This window comes from Comamonas sp. DB36 (assembly GCF_057914905.1).
Window position 1 is genome coordinate 31634 of the sequence record NZ_CP196631.1, and the last position, 17481, is coordinate 49114.

General features: G+C 66.9%; 15 protein-coding genes. 8 read left to right on the plus strand and 7 right to left on the minus strand.

Annotated elements, in window-relative coordinates:
- Position 1 precedes the first annotated feature (1 nt).
- From ACSVDO_RS00150 to ACSVDO_RS00170, 5 genes are all read right to left on the minus strand, one after another.
- Positions 2-943, minus strand: a complete 942-nt coding sequence (locus ACSVDO_RS00150; RefSeq protein WP_489594478.1) for an ABC transporter substrate-binding protein — start codon at positions 941-943, stop codon at positions 2-4.
- Between the two features lie 258 nt (positions 944-1201).
- Entirely contained in the window at positions 1202-2371 is a 1170-nt protein-coding gene (prpF, locus tag ACSVDO_RS00155) for a 2-methylaconitate cis-trans isomerase PrpF (protein WP_489594480.1), read from the minus strand.
- A gap of 15 nt (positions 2372-2386) precedes the next feature.
- Positions 2387-3271, minus strand: coding sequence for an isocitrate lyase/PEP mutase family protein (locus ACSVDO_RS00160; RefSeq protein WP_332538619.1), 885 nt, complete (start codon positions 3269-3271; stop codon positions 2387-2389).
- 46 nt (positions 3272-3317) lie between these two features.
- Positions 3318-4322 carry a quinone oxidoreductase family protein gene (locus ACSVDO_RS00165; protein ID WP_489594482.1) on the minus strand — a complete coding sequence of 335 codons (1005 nt, stop codon included), beginning with the start codon at positions 4320-4322 and terminating at the stop codon, positions 3318-3320.
- A 23-nt stretch (positions 4323-4345) separates the two neighbouring features.
- Positions 4346-5323, minus strand: coding sequence for a Bug family tripartite tricarboxylate transporter substrate binding protein (locus ACSVDO_RS00170; protein ID WP_489594484.1), 978 nt, complete (start codon positions 5321-5323; stop codon positions 4346-4348).
- Positions 5324-5497: 174 nt separating this feature from the next.
- Here ACSVDO_RS00170 and prpR point away from each other — a divergent pair, with 174 nt between their 5' ends.
- Positions 5498-7453, plus strand: a complete 1956-nt coding sequence (gene prpR / locus ACSVDO_RS00175; RefSeq protein ID WP_489594486.1) for a propionate catabolism operon regulatory protein PrpR — start codon at positions 5498-5500, stop codon at positions 7451-7453.
- 10 nt (positions 7454-7463) lie between these two features.
- Here the strand turns inward: prpR and ACSVDO_RS00180 are convergent, their stop codons facing one another.
- Positions 7464-7943 (minus strand): LysR substrate-binding domain-containing protein, encoded by a 480-nt coding sequence (locus ACSVDO_RS00180; protein WP_489594487.1) that lies wholly within the window; start codon positions 7941-7943, stop codon positions 7464-7466.
- Positions 7944-8024: 81 nt separating this feature from the next.
- Here ACSVDO_RS00180 and ACSVDO_RS00185 point away from each other — a divergent pair, with 81 nt between their 5' ends.
- The 7 genes from ACSVDO_RS00185 to ACSVDO_RS00215 all read left to right on the plus strand — a co-directional run bounded on the left by ACSVDO_RS00185 (position 8025) and on the right by ACSVDO_RS00215 (position 15999).
- Positions 8025-8243, plus strand: coding sequence for a sugar dehydrogenase complex small subunit (locus tag ACSVDO_RS00185; RefSeq protein WP_489594489.1), 219 nt, complete (start codon positions 8025-8027; stop codon positions 8241-8243).
- A gap of 39 nt (positions 8244-8282) precedes the next feature.
- Positions 8283-9602 (plus strand): NAD(P)-binding protein, encoded by a 1320-nt coding sequence (locus ACSVDO_RS00190; protein WP_489594491.1) that lies wholly within the window; start codon positions 8283-8285, stop codon positions 9600-9602.
- Positions 9563-10015, plus strand: coding sequence for a c-type cytochrome (locus ACSVDO_RS00195; RefSeq protein ID WP_489594493.1), 453 nt, complete (start codon positions 9563-9565; stop codon positions 10013-10015). The genes ACSVDO_RS00190 and ACSVDO_RS00195 overlap by 40 nt, the downstream gene beginning before the upstream one ends.
- Before the next feature lie 500 nt (positions 10016-10515).
- Positions 10516-11160: a (2Fe-2S)-binding protein gene (locus ACSVDO_RS00200; protein WP_489594495.1), complete on the plus strand. Its 645-nt coding sequence runs from the start codon at positions 10516-10518 to the stop codon at positions 11158-11160.
- Entirely contained in the window at positions 11160-13478 is a 2319-nt protein-coding gene (locus ACSVDO_RS00205; RefSeq protein ID WP_489594496.1) for a xanthine dehydrogenase family protein molybdopterin-binding subunit, read from the plus strand. Before ACSVDO_RS00200 ends, ACSVDO_RS00205 begins: the two co-directional genes overlap by 1 nt.
- Positions 13479-13493: 15 nt before the next feature.
- Entirely contained in the window at positions 13494-14813 is a 1320-nt protein-coding gene (locus tag ACSVDO_RS00210; RefSeq protein WP_332538631.1) for a cytochrome c, read from the plus strand.
- 211 nt (positions 14814-15024) lie between these two features.
- Positions 15025-15999, plus strand: a complete 975-nt coding sequence (locus ACSVDO_RS00215) for an XdhC family protein (RefSeq protein ID WP_489594498.1) — start codon at positions 15025-15027, stop codon at positions 15997-15999.
- 21 nt (positions 16000-16020) lie between these two features.
- Here ACSVDO_RS00215 and ACSVDO_RS00220 read toward each other — a convergent pair whose 3' ends face one another.
- Positions 16021-17247: a GGDEF domain-containing protein gene (locus ACSVDO_RS00220; RefSeq protein ID WP_489594500.1), complete on the minus strand. Its 1227-nt coding sequence runs from the start codon at positions 17245-17247 to the stop codon at positions 16021-16023.
- Positions 17248-17481: the final 234 nt, after the last annotated feature.

Sequence of the window (17481 nt, forward strand, 5' to 3'; positions counted from 1 at the left end):
ATCAGGACTGGGGGTTGAGGCCGGTCACGATGAAGCGGCTGTAGTCGGGCAGCTTGCGGATCTGCTTGCGCTCGAGCATCAGCGAGCCGTAGTACTTGCTGCGCTGTATCCAGTCGGCATCGATCTTCCAGGTCAGCTTGACGTTGTCGGCGGCCAGGTTGGCGACATCGGCCGGCAGGCCCAGCTTGGCGCCGGCCATCTCGATCAGCGCGGGCCGGTTGGCCATGGCGAACTCCGAAGCCTTGCGGTGGATTTCCAGGAACACCTTGGCAAGTTCGGCCTGGTCCTTGACGGTGTCGGCATGCGTGGTCATCACCATGTTCACCGCGCCCGTGGGCGTGCTGTACGGGTACTCGAGCACCTTGCCCACGCCCTTGACGACGCTGATCGACGGGCCGGGTTCGGCGCCCACGTAGGCGTCGATGTCGCCGCGCTCCAGCGCTCCGGCCATCTCGCTGAACGACACGCGCACCGACTTCACGTCCTTGATCGTCATGCCTTCGGCCTTGAGGCGGTCGAGGAACACCGCTTCCTGCGTGGAGCCCGGCAGGATGCCCACGCGCTTGTCCTTGAGGCCCTTGAAACTGGCCACGCCGCCGTCCTTGCGCACCACGATGGCGATGCCGCCGTTGCACTGCGGCGCAATGATCACCACGGGCTCGCCCGCGGCCGCGCCCAGCGTCGCGGCGGCCAGGCCGTAGGTGCCGAAATCCACCGACTTGGTCACCACCGCGTTCTTGCCATCGGTGGGCGTCTCGAAGGTCACCACCTCGATCTTGTAGCCCGGCGGAGTGAACCTGTCGTAGAAGTACGGCGTGATGCCATGGATCAGCTTCAAGGTGCCGACCTTGATGACCTTGTCCGCGGCCTGCGCGGGCGCCACCATGGACGCGGCAAGCGCCGAAGAAGTCAAAGAGGCAAGCAAGAGTCGACGTGAAAACATGGCAGTTCCTTCTTGAGTTGGGCCTTGGCGAAAATCGATCCGCTCTTGAATACTCGCTTGTACACAAGGCAGTCGAAGCCATTCAAGCAAGCTGCGTGCCAGCTGTTTTTCGCGCTTGTTTCCCTCTGGCGGGCGCGTGCAATGCCGTCGCCGCGCGCACCATTTGCGATCAGCCTGCACGCAGATGAGGCAGACGCGTGGTGCACGCACGAAAAAAAGCCGGCAGGCGCCGGCGTTTGCGTGGTGAAAGGTTTGCGTCTAGGCCGTTGGCGGCACCAGCACCACGCCTTCCATCAGCCGGCGCGCCGAGCGGCTTAGGCTCACCTTGGCGATGACCCAGCCGCTTTCGGGCCGGTGCTCGGCCGTCGCGCCCACAGCCAGTGCGCCCGAAGTGTGGCCCATGCGCACGTCCCGGCCCGCAACGCCGGGGCGCAGCGCCTGGGCGACGATGCTGCCTTCGACCGCTGCCGCCGCGCCCACGGCAACCGCGCCGGTGCCCGTGATCGCGTGGTGCAGCTTGCCCATGGAGACAATGCGCACCAGCAGGTCCAGCGCCTGCGCGGGCACGGCCTTGCCGCTCGATGCGACATAGTCGGCGGGCGGCGCGACCCAGGCCAGCTTGGGCGTTCCCGGGCGCGAAGCCGTGGCCTGGGCGGCCGAAGTCGCCAGGCCCATGGCCACCGCGCCCGCGGCGCGCACCGCCTCGATGCGCGCCAGCAGCGCCGCGTCGCCGTTGACGTCGGGCTGCAGCTCCTTGCCGGTCAGGCCCAGGTCGCCGGCGCGCAGGAAGATCGTCGGATTGCCGGCGTTGATGTAGGTGACATCGAACCTGCCCACGCCTTCGACGTTCAGCACATCGACCACGCGGCCCGTGGGCAGCAGCGATTCCTCGGCGCTCGAGCCGTCGCCTCCGGGCGCGAGAAAATCGAGCCGCACCTGCGCCGCGGGAAACGCCACGCCGTCGAGTTCGAAGTCGCCCAGCTCCTGCACCGTGCCGCCCGCCATGGGCACATGGGCGACGATGACCTTGCCGATATTCGCCTGCCAGATGCGCACCACGGCCACGCCATCGGCGGGAGCGTCCACCAGGCCGCGCGCGATCGCGAACGGCCCCACGGCCGTGGTCAGATTGCCGCAATTGCCGGTCCAGTCGATGCGCGGCTGTTCGATATCGACCTGGCCGAACAGGTAGTCGACATCGCAGTCGGCACGCGTGCTGCGCGACACCAGCACCACCTTGCTGGTGCTCGACGTCGCCGCGCCCATGCCGTCGGTCTGCTTGCCGTACGGATCGGGGCTGCCGATCACGCGCATCAGCAGCGCGTCGCGCAGTGCGGCATCGGCGGGCAGATCGCCGGCCTCGAAAAACACGCCCTTGCTGCTGCCGCCGCGCATATAGGTAGCGCGTACCTCTATCTGTTTTTGCATTGCGTGTATCTCCCTTCAACCCTTGACTGGCTGCACAGCGTAGCGCGCGTCCAGCGCATCGAACGCGGTCTTCTGCACCAGCGCCTGGCGCTCGGCAAACGTCGCCACCAGATCGGGATCTTCGGGCAGCTCGCCGCGGCGCTGCAGTTCTGCCAGCGCATTGGTCATGCCGCGCACCGCGCCCTGCAGGGCCGCATTCGCGTAGAGCACCATGCCAAAGCCCATTTCACCGAATTCGGCGGCCGGCAATGCGGGCGTCTTGCCGCCGATCACCACGTTGACGATCTGCGGGCAAGGCAGCTCGCTGGCGATGCGGCGCAACTCGTCCACGCTGGTCGGGGCTTCGACAAACGTCACGTCGGCACCAGCCTCGGCAAACGCGCGCGCGCGATCGAGCGCGGCGTCCAGGCCCTCGCTGGCGCGCGCGTCGGTGCGCGCGATGATGAGGAAATCGCCCGATACGCGCGCATCGACCGCGGCCTTGATCTTGCTGACCATCTCGGCCTGGTCGATCACCGCCTTGCCCGCGAAGTGACCGCATTTCTTGGGCATCACCTGGTCTTCGATCTGGATCGCATTGGCGCCCGCGCGCTCGAGCGTGCGCACCGTGTGGCGCACGTTCAATGCATTGCCGAAGCCGGTGTCGGCATCGACGATCAGCGGCAGGGCGACGGCGTCGCGAATCGCCGCGCAGTGGCTGGCGATGTCGTTGAGGCTCACAAAGCCCAGGTCGGGCATGCCGTAGAAGTTGTTGGTCAGGCCCGCGCCGCTGAGGTATACGGCTTCAAAGCCCATGGTTTCGATCACGCGCGCGGCCAACGCGTTGCCCGCGCCCGGCACCAGCAGGCCGCGGCGTTCGTTGAGGAGAGTGCGCAGCAAAGTGCCGGGATGGATGCTCATGGTATGTCCTGGAAAAAACGCAAAAGGAAAATTCTGAAAGGTCGGCCTAGCGCAGGCCCTCATCGATCCACACCACGCTCTTGCCCACCTGCGCGCGCGCCTCGATGCGCGCATGCACCAGGTGCACGTCGTCAAGCGTGCAGGGCGCGGCCCTGTCGATGGTCAGCGCGCCCGCGGCAATCGCCGAGAACACCGCGTCGGCGCGGCGCTGGATGGTGGCGGCGTCGGTCATGTGATCGGCCAGGCGCGGGCGCGTCAGCAGCAGCGAGCCGGCTTCACCCAATTCCATGGGATCGAGATCGGCCACCGAGCCCGAGACGTTGCCGTAGTTGACGATCAGCCCGCGTGTGCGCGCCGCGCGAAAGCTGTCGCGCAGCGTCGCCTGGCCCAGCGAATCGAACACCACGTCGACGCCGCGCCCGCCCGTTGCCGCGCGCACCGCGTCGGCAAAGCCGCCGTTGTCGTAGGCCAGGGTCTGGTCGGCGCCGCGCTGCGCGGCCACGGCGCGCTTTTGAGGCGTGCTGGCCGTGGCGAACACCGTCGCGCCCAGGCGCTTGGCCATCTGTATCAGCAGCTGGCCTATGCTGCCCGAGCCCGCATGCACCAGGCAGCTCTGGCCCGGCCCAAGCCGCGCGACATCGTCCACGAGGTAATGCGCGGTGCTGCCCTGGAACATCGCCGCGGCCGCCAGGTCGAAGCCGATCGCATCGGGAATGCGCGCCGCCTGGAACGCCGGCACACAGGCGTACTGCGCATAGCTGCCCCAGGCAATGCACCAGGCCACGCGGTCGCCCACGGCCAGGTGCGTGACGCCTTCGCCCAGCGCCAGCACCACGCCCGCGCCTTCCATGCCCAGCGTGCAGGGCAGGCGCGGCGGATAGGTGCGCGACTGCCGGTACTTGCCCTGGCGCGTGTGGATGTCCATGAAGTTGACGCCCGCGCAGACCACCTGCACCAGCACCTGCCCGGCCAGCGGCGCGGGCACCGGCACATCGCCGCGCAGCTGCGCCACTTCGGGGCCGCCGTAGCGCTCGATGGTGATGGCGCGCATGCTGCGTGGCGTGGGCCGCGCGTTCATTGCACGACGATCTTGTTGTGGCGCACGACTTCGGCCCACTTGGCGGTTTCGCTGCGCACCAGCGCCTCGAACTGCTGGGGCGTGCCGCCGCCGATCTCATTGCCCTGGCTCAGCATCTGCGCCTTGATCGCCGGATCGGCCAGCGCCTTGTTCACCACGGCATTGAGCTGGCGCACGATGCCAGCAGGCATGCCGGCCGGACCGATCAGGCCTTGCCAGTTTTCCATCACGAAACCCGGCACGCCGGCTTCGGCCATGGTGGGCACGTCGGGCATCATCGGCGAGCGGTTGGCGCTGGTGATCGCCAGCGCGCGCATCCTGCCGGCCTTGACCGAAGGCACGGCCGAATACATGGGCTCGAACATGAAATCGAGCTGGCCGCCGATCAGGTCGACGACCGCGGCCGCACCACCCTTGTAGGGAATGTGGGTCATCTCGGTATCGGTCATCGACTTGAACAGCTCGCCCGACAGATGGTGGGCACCGCCCGGGCCGCTGGAGCCGAACGACAGGCCGCCGGGCTTGGTCCTGGTCGCGGCAATCACGTCGGCCACCGAGCGCAGCGGCGAATCGGCCTTCACCACCAGCATCAGCGGGCCGCGCTCGAGCAGCGCGATCATGCTCAACTCCTTGAGCGGATCGAACGTCGACTTCTTGTACAGCGACGGGTTCACCGCCATAGGCGCCATGTTGCCTATGCCCAGCGTATAGCCATCGGGCTTGGAACGCGCGATCACCTGGGTGCCGATGTTGCCGCCCGCACCCGGGCGGTTTTCGACGATCACGGACTGGCCCATTTCAGCGCTCATGAACTTGCCGATCTGGCGCGCGCGCTGGTCGGCACTGCCGCCTGCGGTGAACGCCACGATGATGGTGATTGGCTTGCTGGGAAAGGTCTCCTGCGCCTGGGCCGTGCTCCACAGGGCCTGCGCTGCAGTCATGGCACCGGCCTGTATCAAGGTTCTACGTCTCATGGTTTTTGTACTCATTGTGAAAGGCAATGCCCAGCTGATTGCAAACCCCATGCCAGCCAGCACACCCTATACAACCCATTGATTTCATTGACATTTCTTGCAGAAGCAAGCGTGCATTTGCGCAATCATTGCAGGATTGAAACATGCTTTGTTTCAGTATTGCTACCATCGTGCATGCCCAACCTGTTCCATGCCATCCCTCCCCGCCACGATCTGCCCTGCGTGCTGGTCGTCAGCGCCTATGAACTCGCCGACGTGGCGCTGTTGGTCGCGCCGCAATTCCAGGGGCGCGCGCAGATCCGCATCGAGCGCGGCAACCTGGACCGCGGCGTCGAACTGGTGAAGAAAGCGGTCGCCCAGGACGGCGTCGAAGTGGTGGTGAGCGCGGGCTCGAACGCGAGCTATCTGCGCAGCCGCATCGACGTGCCGCTGGTCGCGGTGCGCGTCGGCGGCTTCGACATCATGGCCGCGCTGGCGACGGCGCGCGCCGCGCAGGGCGACATCGCGCTGGTGTTCTTTCGCGAGATTCCCGACGACGTCGCACGCTTTCTGCGCCACTACGACCTGCCCGTGCAGCTGCACGCCTACGAGTCCGAAGCCCATGCGCATGCGCTGGTCGAGCAGCTCGCGGCCAGCGGTGTCACGGCCATCGTGGGCCCGGGCGTGGCGGTGCGCGCCGCCCATCAGCGCGGCCTGCGCGGCGTGCTGCTGTACTCGCGCGATTCGATTGCCGCGGCGATCGACGATGCGATCCAGCTAGTGATTGCCCGGCGCGCCGAACGCTCGGAACGCGAACGCCTGGCCGCCGTGCTGCGCCATCTCGACAGCGGCGTCGTCGCCACCGATGCCCAGGGCCATATCCTCGCGGCCAACCCCGCGGCCGATGCGCTGACCGGCGTCGCGCTCACGTCCGCTGTGGGCCAGCCGCTGCAGCAATGGCTGCCAGCGCTCGATGCGCATGCCGTGCAGGGCGCGGACGACGCGCCGCGCATGGCGCGCGTGCAGGAATGGGCGCAGCGCAAGGTGCTGGTACATGGTCAGCCCATCATGGAAAGCGGCCGGCCCAATGGCGCGGTGTTCACGCTCGAACGCTCGAGCAGCGTGGAGCAGGCGTTCCGCAAGCTGCGCGCGCACGAGCGCGAACGCGAACGCCGGCCCGCGCGCTACACGCTGGCGCACGTGGTGCAGGCCTCGGCGCAGATGCAGGCCGTGGTGCGGCGCTGCGAAACCGTGGCCGCGCTGACCGAAGCGCCGGTGCTGATCACGGGCGCGACCGGCGTGGGCAAGGAGTTGATCGCCCAGGGCATACACAGCGCCAGCCGGCGCCGCAGCCAGCGCTTTGTCGCGGTGAACTGCGGCGCGCTGACCGAAAGCCTGCTCGAAAGCGAGCTGTTCGGCTACGAAGACGGCGCGTTCACGGGCGCGCGCCGCGAAGGCAAGGCCGGACTGTTCGAAGCCGCGCACCGCGGCACGGTGTTTCTCGATGAAATCGGCGAGCTGCCGTTCGCGCTGCAGACCCGGCTTTTGCGCGTTCTGCAGGAGCGCGAAGTCACGCGCGTGGGCGCAAACGCGCCCGTGGCCATAGACATCCGCATCCTGGCCGCGACCCACCGCGATCTCGCGGCCATGGTGCGCGCCGGCAGCTTCCGCGAAGACCTGTACTTTCGCATCGCCGTGCTGCGCATAGACCTCGCGCCGCTGGCTGAACGCCCGGCCGACCTGCTGCTGCTGGCCGACATGATGGTCCAGACCGCGATGCGCGAAATCGGGCTCGCGCAGTCGATGGCGCCCGTGCTGCGCCTGCTGCCGGCCGTGGTCGCGCGCCACCGCTGGCCCGGCAATGCGCGCGAACTGCACAACTTCGCGCAACGCGTGGCCGTGCGCTGCGTGGAGCTGGCAGGCACGCCCGACCTGGCCGATCTGATCGCGCTGATCGACCTGCCCGCGCCGCCGCAAGCGACACCGCAGGGCGCTGACGCCTCGCTGGTCGCCGAACGCGCGCACCATGAACTGCGCCATATCCAGCAGGTGCTCGCGGACTGCGACGGCGACCACAATGCAGCCGCGAAAGCACTGGGCATCAGCCGCACCACGCTGTGGCGAAAACTCAAGGACCGCGCGAGCGCCTAGGCCCGTGCGCTCAGATCTCGTGGGTGGCGGGCGGCCGCTGGTGCGAGGCGCTGACGAATTCAAGAAACACGCGCGTTCGCTCGGGCATGTGCTTGCGGCCCGTGATCCAGCCGGGCAGCACGCGCTGCAGCGCGCCCGCGCGCATGAACGGCGCGGCGATGTCGTCCGTGAACGTCGCTATGCCTGCGCCATCGAGCACCATCTGCATCAGGCTCGCGGTCTCGTTGATGGTGACGACAGGCGAGACCGCAATCTGGTGCACCGCGGGCCCGGTCACGCGCTCGCCGCTGCGCCACAGCGCCAGCACATCGCGGTGCGCAGGCGTTGCGCGGCGCAACAGGCAATGATGGTCGCGCAAGTCTTGCGGCGTCTGCGGCTGGCCATGGCGCGCGATATAGGCCGGCGAGGCGCAAAGATAGGCTTCCGAGGTCGCCAGCGTGCGCGCCACGATATGGGCGTCGAAGCCTTCGTGCGCGCGCGACGACCTCAACCCCCGCCTGGGCGCGCGCCTGCAGGCCGCGCTGCAGGCGCTGGACCCGCGCTTCGGTCCCCAGGCCAGCGCGCTGTGGCAATGGATAACAAACGGCCAGGTGGCGCTGGCGCAACTGAACGCGCGCCTGCAGTCGCGGGCAGCGGCACGCGCACCCAGGTCGTGGCCTATGAGTTCGCGCTCAACGCGCAGACCGTGGCCGACAAGCTCAAGCCGCCGACCTACTCCTACGGCCTGTATGGCAGCTGGACGCGCAACCCCACGACGTTCAACCTCCGGCGCCTGCCGGTGCACGGCTGATCGCCGCCGGACCCCCAGTCCCCCACAAAAGAACACCCCATGGCTGATTCCACCCCTCTTTCCGCTTACTACGTGATCGTCGGCGCCGGCATCATCGGCGCGATGCTCGCCGCCAGGCTGGCCAAGGCCGGCGCTTCGGTGCTGATGCTCGAAGCCGGTGCCAACGTGCCGCGCGCGCAGATCGTCGCGCAGTTCCGCAACTCGCCGCGGCGCAGCGACTGGATGTCGCCCTACCCTTCGCTGGACACCGCGCCCCACCCCATCTACCAGCCCGAAGACAACGGCTATCTGGTGCAGGCCGGCCCCTACCCGTACAAGGCCGAATACATCCGCATGGTCGGCGGCACGAGTTGGCACTGGGCGGCGCACGCCTGGCGCAATGTGCCCGGCGACTTCAGGATCAAGAGCCTCTACGGCGTGGGCGTGGACTGGCCGTTCGACTACGACGAGCTCGAGCCCTACTACCAGCAGGCCGGGGAAATCATGGGCGTGGGCGGCTCCACCGAAACCGGCTCGCCGCGCAGCCAGCCCTTCCCCATGGGCGAAGTCGCGATGCCCTACGCCATGCAGCGCGTGCGCGACCGCCTCGCGGGCACCTTCCCCGTGGTGGGCAACACCGTGGCGCGCAACAGCCGCAGCTTTGATGGCCGCCCGCCCTGCTGCGGCAACAACAGCTGCCAGCCGATCTGCCCCATCGACGCGCAGTACCACGGCGGCATTGCAGTGCAGCAGGCGCTGGCCGCGGGCGTGAAGCTGCAGACCCGCGCCAACGTGTTCCAGCTCGAGCATGACGCCCGGGGCCGCATCGTCGCCGCCAACTACTACGACCCCGACAAGAACGTGCACCGCGTGACGGGCAAGACTTTCATCGTCGCCTCCAACGGCATCGAGTCGCCGCGCCTGCTGCTGTCGAAAAGCGACAAGTTCAAGAACGGCATCGCCAACGACAACGACAACGACATGGTCGGCCGCCATCTGATGGACCACCCCAGCACCTCGCTGACCTTCGACGCCGACGAGGATGTCTGGCTGGGCCGCGGCCCGAAAAGCCCGGTGTCGATCAACACCATGCGCAACGGAGCGTTCCGCGCCGAGCACTCGCCCTACCGGCTGGACTTCACGAACATCTCGCGCGTCGACGGCGCGACGCGCTCGCTGCTCAAGGCCGGGGTCTACGGCAAGGAATTCGCCGACAAGCTGCGCCATGCCTCGGCGCGCGAAATGAACGTCAAGAGCGTGCTCACGTCCCCGCGGTCGCAAACGACAAGGCCAGGCAGGCGGCCGACCGCTTCGGCCAGGCGCGCGACGACCTCGACAGCGTGCGCGGCACGGCGCTGCCCAGGGACTTCGATGCGCTGACCGGCCTCCAGCTCTATGACGCGTACTGCGCGAGCTGCCACCAGGGCCAGGGCAGCGACGGCGACGGTCTGCCCGCGCTGTTCCACAACACGTCTCTGGGCAATGCCAACAGCAACAACCTGGTGCAGGTGCTGCTGCACGGCATACACCGCGTGGGCACCGACAGCGTGATGCCCGCGTTTGCGCACGAACTCAGCGACAGGCAGGTCACCACGCTGAGCAACTATCTGCTGACGACCTACGGCAATCCCGAGGCCAGGGTCAGCGAAGCCCAGGTGGCCAAGCTGCGCGACCCGGCCACGGCCGGCGCCGACGCCACGCGGCTGACGCTGGCGCGCGCGGCCATGGCCGTGGGCGCAGTTGCGCTGCTCGCGCTGATCGCCTGGTTGATGCGGCGACGCCGCCAACGCTGAGCGCCGCGCCTTGCCTCCTAGCCCCGTGCCTGCCTGCAGCCATGGGGCTTTTTGCATGCAGACAAAAGAACTTTCCGCTGGCGAGCGCTCACAACACCCGAGCACCTCAAGGGTTTTCCCTTACTTCACGTACGGGATTTGGGGAATCGCACAAATAATGAGTGTCATCACTCAATACAGCAGCCGACGAGAATTGCCCGCCTGGCAGCGCCCCAAGGCCTCGACAGCGTGACTCACATTCCCGGTATCTCTGCAAAGCATTGGATTGCTCCAATGGCAAGAACAATATCTCCGACATCGGTCTGCACCTAATTTCCAGCACTGGAAATAGCTCCCTATTTCCCTCCAGAGAAAATCGGCGCCCGCCGATTTTCTTTTTTGTTTTTTGCGCAGCAATTTTTCCCGATCGCATAGGAAAACCCGCCACGAAGCTTACGCCCGCCCGGCTCACAGGTCATCAAGAACAACCGCGCTCGCAGCGCGAAAACATATAACACGCGATGAAATTCAAACTCAATGGCAATACGGTGGATGCAGACAAGGCATCTGCTGATACCCCCTTGCTGTATGTCCTGCGCAATGACATGCAGCTCAACGGTCCCAAATACGGCTGCGGCTTGGGCCAATGCGGCGCCTGCGCCGTGCTGATCGACGGCAAGGTCGCGCGCTCGTGCTCGGTGCCGCTGTCCGTGGTCAACGGCAAGGAAGTGACCACACTCGAAGGTCTGTCGCCAGAAGCCACGCGCCAGGCGCAGGCCCAGGTCGCGCTCGACCCGCTGTTCAAGGACCTGGGCGACGCTTCGCTGCAAACCCAGGCCGCTGCCGCCACGCAAGCCGTGCTGCTGCATCCGGTGCAGCAGGCGTTCATCGACACCCAGGCCGCGCAATGCGGCTACTGCGTCAACGGAATGATCATGGCGCTGGTTGCGCTGTTCGACAAACGCCCGCAGGCCAGCGATGACGAAATCAAGAAGCAGCTGGCCCACCACCTGTGCCGCTGCGGCACGCATATCGAGATCCTCGAGGCCGCAACGCGCGCGCGCGATCTGATCGCCCAGGGCCGCCATGTGCACGGCGCCGTGGCGGTCGTTGAAGGCGCCTGCGCAACGCATGGTCAGGCTGCATGTTCCAAGGAGCTGGTGTGATGTTCGGATTCAAGACTACTTCGCGCGACGACCAGCCCGGCACGCTGCAGCTGACGCGCCGCCAATTGCTCAAGACCGGCGGCCTGATCATGGTCAGCGCCGCGGCCACGGGCCCGCTGGCCATTCTTGCAGGCACGGGCCCGCTGCTGCATCCACCGACCCCGGCGCAAGGCCCGTTTCCCGTGCCCGCGGGAACGCTGGTCGACAGCTTCATCGCCATCAGTGCCGACGGCGACGTGATCGGCTTCAACGGCCACGTGGACCTGGGCACGGGCGTGCGCACGGCCATAGGCCAGCTCGTGGCCGACGAGATCGAGACCGACATCGCGCGCGTGAAGATCATCCTGGGACACACCACGCGCACCCCCGATCTGGGCCCGACGATTGCCAGCGACACCATCCAGAACACGTCGACGCCCATGCGCCAGGCCGCGCGCCAGGTGCGCCAGCTGCTGATCAACCTGGCCAGCGAGCGCTGGTCCGTGCCCGCGGCCCAGCTGCGCACCGAGAACGGCTTCGTCATCGGTGCGGGCAAGCGCCTGTCGTACGGCGAACTCGCCGCGGGCCAGGACCTGCACATCGATCTCGACCAGCACATGCCACTGCGCTCGAGCAAGGAACACAAGTACATCGGCCAGTCGGTGCCGCGCGTGGACATCCCGAACAAGGTGCTGGGCGCGCTGACCTATGTGCATGACGTGCGCCTGCCCGGCATGCTGCACGGCCGCGTCGTGCGCCCGCCCTACACCGGCGCGGACCACACGGCGCCGCTGGGCGACAGCCTGATCTCCGTGGACCACGACTCGATCAAGCACCTGCCCGGCATCGTCAAGGTCGTGGTGCAGGGTGACTTCATCGGCATCGTTGCCGAGCGCGAAGAGCAGGCCATTGCCGCCATGCACCAGCTCAAGGTGCAGTGGAAGGAATGGGCCGGCCTGCCCGACCTGAGCCTCGACGGCCTGCGCGCCACGCTCAACCAGCTCGAGAAGGCGCCGCGCATGCTGCGCGAGGATGACAACTTCAAGGACGCGATCCAGAAGGTCACCCAGCCCCTGGAGCGCGAATACGTCTGGCCGTACCACATGCATGCCTCGATAGGCCCGTCCTGCGCGGTCGCGCAGTTCGCCGACGGCAAGGCCGAAGTCTGGTCGGGAACGCAGAACCCGCACGACCTGCGCAAGGACCTGGGCAAGCTCATCGACCTGCACGCCGACTATGTCAACGTGCACCGCATGGAAGCCTCGGGCTGCTACGGCCGCAACTGCGCCGACGACGTCGCCGCCGACGCGCTGCTGCTGGCGCGCGCCGTGGGCAAGCCGGTGCGCGTGCAGCTGATGCGCGAGCAGGAATCGGGCTGGGAGCCCAAGGGCACGGGCCAGCTGATCAAGCTGCGCGGCGGCCTGGACGACGCCGGCAATGTCGTCGCCTACGAGCTGCAGACCAGCTACCCGTCGAACCTCTCGCCCACGCTGGCGCTGGTGCTGACCGGCAAGGTCAAGAACGAGAAGAAGGTGCTGCAGATGGGCGACCGCACGTCGATCCCGCTGTACGACTACCCTTCGGTGCGCGCGGTGTCGCTGGACGCCGCGCCCATGGTGCGCGCGTCCTGGATGCGCGGCGTGTCGGCCCTGCCCAATGTGCTGGCGCACGAATGCTGGATTGACGAAGCCGCCTATCTCGCCAAGGCCGACCCGATTGCCTACCGCCTGCGCTACATGAAGGACGAGCGCGCGGTCGGCGTGATGAAGGCTGCCCACCGCCTGAGCCAGTGGCAGGACGGGGTCGCGTTCCGCGCGCCCACCGCGGCCGATCAAAAGATCGCCAAGGGCCGGGGCTTTGCCTACGCGCGCTACTTCCACAGCAAGTTCCCGGGCTTCGGCGCGGCCTGGGCCGCCTGGGTCTGCGATGTCTCGGTCAACCGCGAGACCGGTGAAATCAAGGTCGACAAGGTGTTCTGCACCCACGACTGCGGCGCCATGGTCAACCCGGCCGGCGTGCGCCACCAGGTGCACGGCAACATCATCCAGTCGACGAGCCGCGCGCTCAAGGAGTTCGTGACCTTCGACGCCAGCGGCACCACGTCGCTCGACTGGGGCGGCTATCCGCTGCTGCGCTTCGACGAACTGCCCGAAGTTCAGATCGAACTGCTCGAGCTGCCGCATGAAGCGCCCATGGGCGCGGGCGAGTCGGCCTCGGTGCCCAGCGCCGCCGCGATCGCCAACGCCGTCTTCGACGCCATCGGCGTGCGCCTCACGGAAGTGCCGTTCACGCCCAGCCGTGTACTGGCCGCGCTGCGCCAGGCCCAAGCCCGCAAATAACCCCCGGACAGCCACATGAAAACCATCAAAAAAATCACCCTGGGGGGCCTGGGCCTGGTCGCCGTTGCCGGCGCAGCATTCCTCGCCGTGACCCACCATGGCGAAATCGCGCCCCAGCAAAGCATTGCGGTGCAGGACTTCTCGGCCCAGCAGATCGCCAACGGCAAGACGCTGGTCGCAATGGGCGACTGCGCGGTCTGCCACACCGCCAAGAACGGCGCCGAGAACGCGGGCGGCTTTCCCATGCCCAGCCCGTTCGGTACCATCTACTCGACCAACATCACGCCCGATCCCGAAACCGGCATCGGCCGCTGGTCGTACGAGGCGTTCGAGCGCGCCATGCGCCACGGCGTGGACCGCGAAGGCCGGCATCTGTACCCCGCGTTCCCGTACACCGCGTTCACGCGCGTGACGGACGCAGATATGCATGACATCTATGCCTATCTGATGTCGCAGCCCGCGGTCAAAAGCGAAGCGCCGCAAACCGCGCTGGGCTTTCCGTTCAACATCCGCCGTGGCATCGCGGTCTGGAACTGGATGAATCTGACACCCGGCCCCGTGGCCGATGTCGCCACCCAGACGCCCGAATGGAACCGCGGCGCCTACATCGCCGAAGGCCTGGGCCACTGCAGTGCCTGCCATTCGCCACGCGATGCGTTTGCCGGCGAAAAGAAAGGCATCTTCCACCTGGCCGGCGGTTCCGCCGAAGGCTGGGATGCGCCTGCGCTGACCACGGCCACGGCCGCGCCCGTGCCCTGGACGTCCGATGACCTGCTGCAGTATTTCCGCACCGGTGCCTCGCAGCGCCATGGCGTGGCGGCTGGCCCCATGGCCCCCGTGGCCCATGGCCTGGCCCAGCTCGACGACAAGGACCTGCAGGCGCTGACCACGTACATCCTGTCGTACAAGAAGGCCGACGCCCAGCCCGTCGACGCCCAGGCACTGGTGCGCAAGGCCGAGACCGCGCAAGCCGTTCCCGCCGATGCCCAGGGCCTGCGCCTGTACCAGGGCGCGTGCATGAGCTGCCACAGCAGCGATCCGCAGGGCCAGCTTGCCGAATCCACGTTCGGCAGCCGCCCGCAACTCGCGCTCAACACCAACATGCATGCGCAGTCGCCCAACAACGCCGTGCGCGCCGTGCTCGAAGGCATACAGGCGCCCGCGCATGCGGAACTGGGTACCATGCCGTCGTTCCGCTACGCGCTCAGCGACGCGCAGATCGCGGTGCTGCTCAACACCATGCGCGCCCAGTACGGCCTGCAGGAATGGCCCGACCTGAAGCAGACCGTGGCCAAGGTGCGCGCCGAGACCGATCCGGCCAAGGCCCACCACTGAGTGTGCAAAGGGCCAGCGCACAGAGCGCAGCGCGGTGGCCCGGTCTACACTTTCCATGCAACCCTTCGTTCTTCGTCACCTCTGGGCCCTGGGCTCCGAGCCCGACGAAGGATTGAAGGACCGGCCATTTACCCGTTCGCCCTGAGTCCTGAGCCGGTCGAAGGATCGAAGGGTCGGATATGGATGGGCATATTTCTCGCAAGCACGCCGCATGAACCACATCGATATCACCGTCCTGCAACAACTGCACCGCTGGCGTGCCCAGGGCCTGCACGCCGTGCTCGCCACGGTCGTGCGCACCTGGGGTTCGTCGCCCCGGCCCGTGGGCGCGATGATGGCGCTGTGCGAAAACGGCCAGACCGTAGGCTCGGTCTCGGGCGGCTGCATCGAGGACGACCTGCTGCAGCGCTACACACGCCTGGGCGAGCAGATGGACCATGCGCGCGGCTGGGCCCAGCCGCCGCGCCATGTCACCTACGGAGTCACCGCCGACGAAGCCCATCGCTTCGGCCTGCCCTGCGGCGGCACGCTCGAACTGGTGCTCGAATTCGACCCGGATGCACAGGAGCTGCTGCAACTGACCGAACAGCTGCTGTCGGGCGCGCTGGTGCGCCGCAGCCTGGATCTGGCGACCGGCCAGGCCACGCTGGGCCAGACCGATGCGCCCCAGGCGCTGGCCATCGACGCCCAGACCCTGCACAACGTGCTGGGACCGGGCTACCGCATGCTGCTCATAGGCGCGGGCACGCTGAGCGAATACCTCGCGACCATGGCCATCTTCAACGGTTTCGTCGTGACCATCTGCGACCCGCGCCAGGAATACATGGCCTCGCTGCAGATCCAGGGCGTGCAGCGCAGCACGCTGATGCCCGATGACGCCGTGACGGCCTTCAGACCCGATCTGCGCAGCTGCGTGATCGCGCTGAGCCACGACCCCAAGCTAGACGACATGGCCTTGCTCGAAGCCATGCAGAGCCCGGCCTTCTATGTCGGCGCCATCGGTTCGCGCCGCAACGCCCAGAGCCGGCGCGAGCGCATGCAGGAGCATTTCGATGTCGCGCCCGACACGCTCGCGCGCCTGCACTCGCCCGCTGGCCTGTCCATAGGCAGCAAGACGCCGGCCGAAATCGCCGTGAGCATCATGGCCCAGGTCATTGCGCACAAGAACGGCAATCCGATCGCCTGAACGGCGCCGCGGGCCTAGCGCTCAGGCGGACGCGACGGCGGACTTTTCGGCAGGCTTGGCACTGCCGGCCTCCGCACTGGTGTCGGGCCCGCAGACCCGGTTGCGGCCCGCTTCCTTGGCACGGTAAAGCTGGGCATCGGCCTGCAGGAACAGGCTGTCGGTGGTGGCCGCGGGCTCGGCCTGGGCGATGCCTATGCTGGCCGTGAGGCACGAGGCCGTGGGCGAGTATTCATGCAGGATATGCAGCCCCTGCAGCTGCGCGAGCAGATGCTGCATGCGCCGGGTCAGCGCCGGCGCTTCGTCGGCATAGCTCAGCAGACCGAATTCCTCGCCGCCCAGGCGTATCGCCATGTCCATGGGACGCGCCGCATAGTGTCCGAGGACCAGCGCCACCTGCTGCAACGCCCGGTCGCCCGCCTTGTGGCCGTAATGGTCGTTGTAGAGCTTGAAATGGTCGAGGTCCAGGATGGCCAGCATCAACGTCTTGCCGTCGCGCTGCGCCTGCGCCAGGCAGACGTCGAAATGCCGCTGGAAGCTGCGGCGGTTGGCCAGGCCGGTGAGCGGGTCGTGGGCGGCCTCCCAATCCAGCAGGCGGCGCAGCAGAAACTGCTCGCGCGCGCCGCGTTCGCGCAGATAGCTGCCGAAGGCCATCATGCCCAGGCACACCATCAGCAGACTGCCGGTGTCGCGAAACGCTTCCCAGCGTGCGGGCGACAGAAACTGCCATGCCGTGAGCCAGTAGGCAGCAATGAGCAGCGCACTGGTCGGCAGCGCCTGCCTGAGCGTCATGCCGCAGGGAAACAGCACCGTCATCAAAATCAGGATCGATGCGGCCATGCCATCGCGGATGTCCAGCCGGTTGTACACATAGGCGCATATGAAAGCGCAGACGCAATACACCGCGATGGTCGCCAGGCCCGCAGTCCCCATCCATGCGCTGTGACGCAGACGCGGCAGACTGATCAGCAGTGCGCCCAGCGCCAGCAGATTCACCAGCCGCGTGGGAATGATGATGTGCAGATAGCTCGCCTCGATCGCCGTACCTTGAATGTGCTGCAGGTAGCGCAGCACATCCCAGCCCACAATGCCCAGCCACAGCGCGAGCCCGATCCAGGCGCAAGCCACGAAATTCACCGATTGGGATTCGCGCAGGAAATTCATGAATTCGCGCTCTATGTCCGGAGCAAAGCGCAGCCAGCGGTAACGGCTTTGCAGTTCATGCCTGTAAAGGTATGAAGCGTTATCCATCGCGGACGAAGTGAGAGGCGACGTGGGCATATGGAAGCTTAAGCCTGTTCACACTGTGGTTGTTGGCGTTGCGAGCACCGGCAGCGTCCTCCGTACCAAGCCCTGTGCAACGCGGCAGGTCCGCGTCTGGAAATCAATGGGCAGGTAAACCAAGCAGCCAGGTTCGACAACACATTGTTGCACTCTCTGCGCAATACCACAGCGTCATTTTTATTCAGGCTATGGGCATATGGT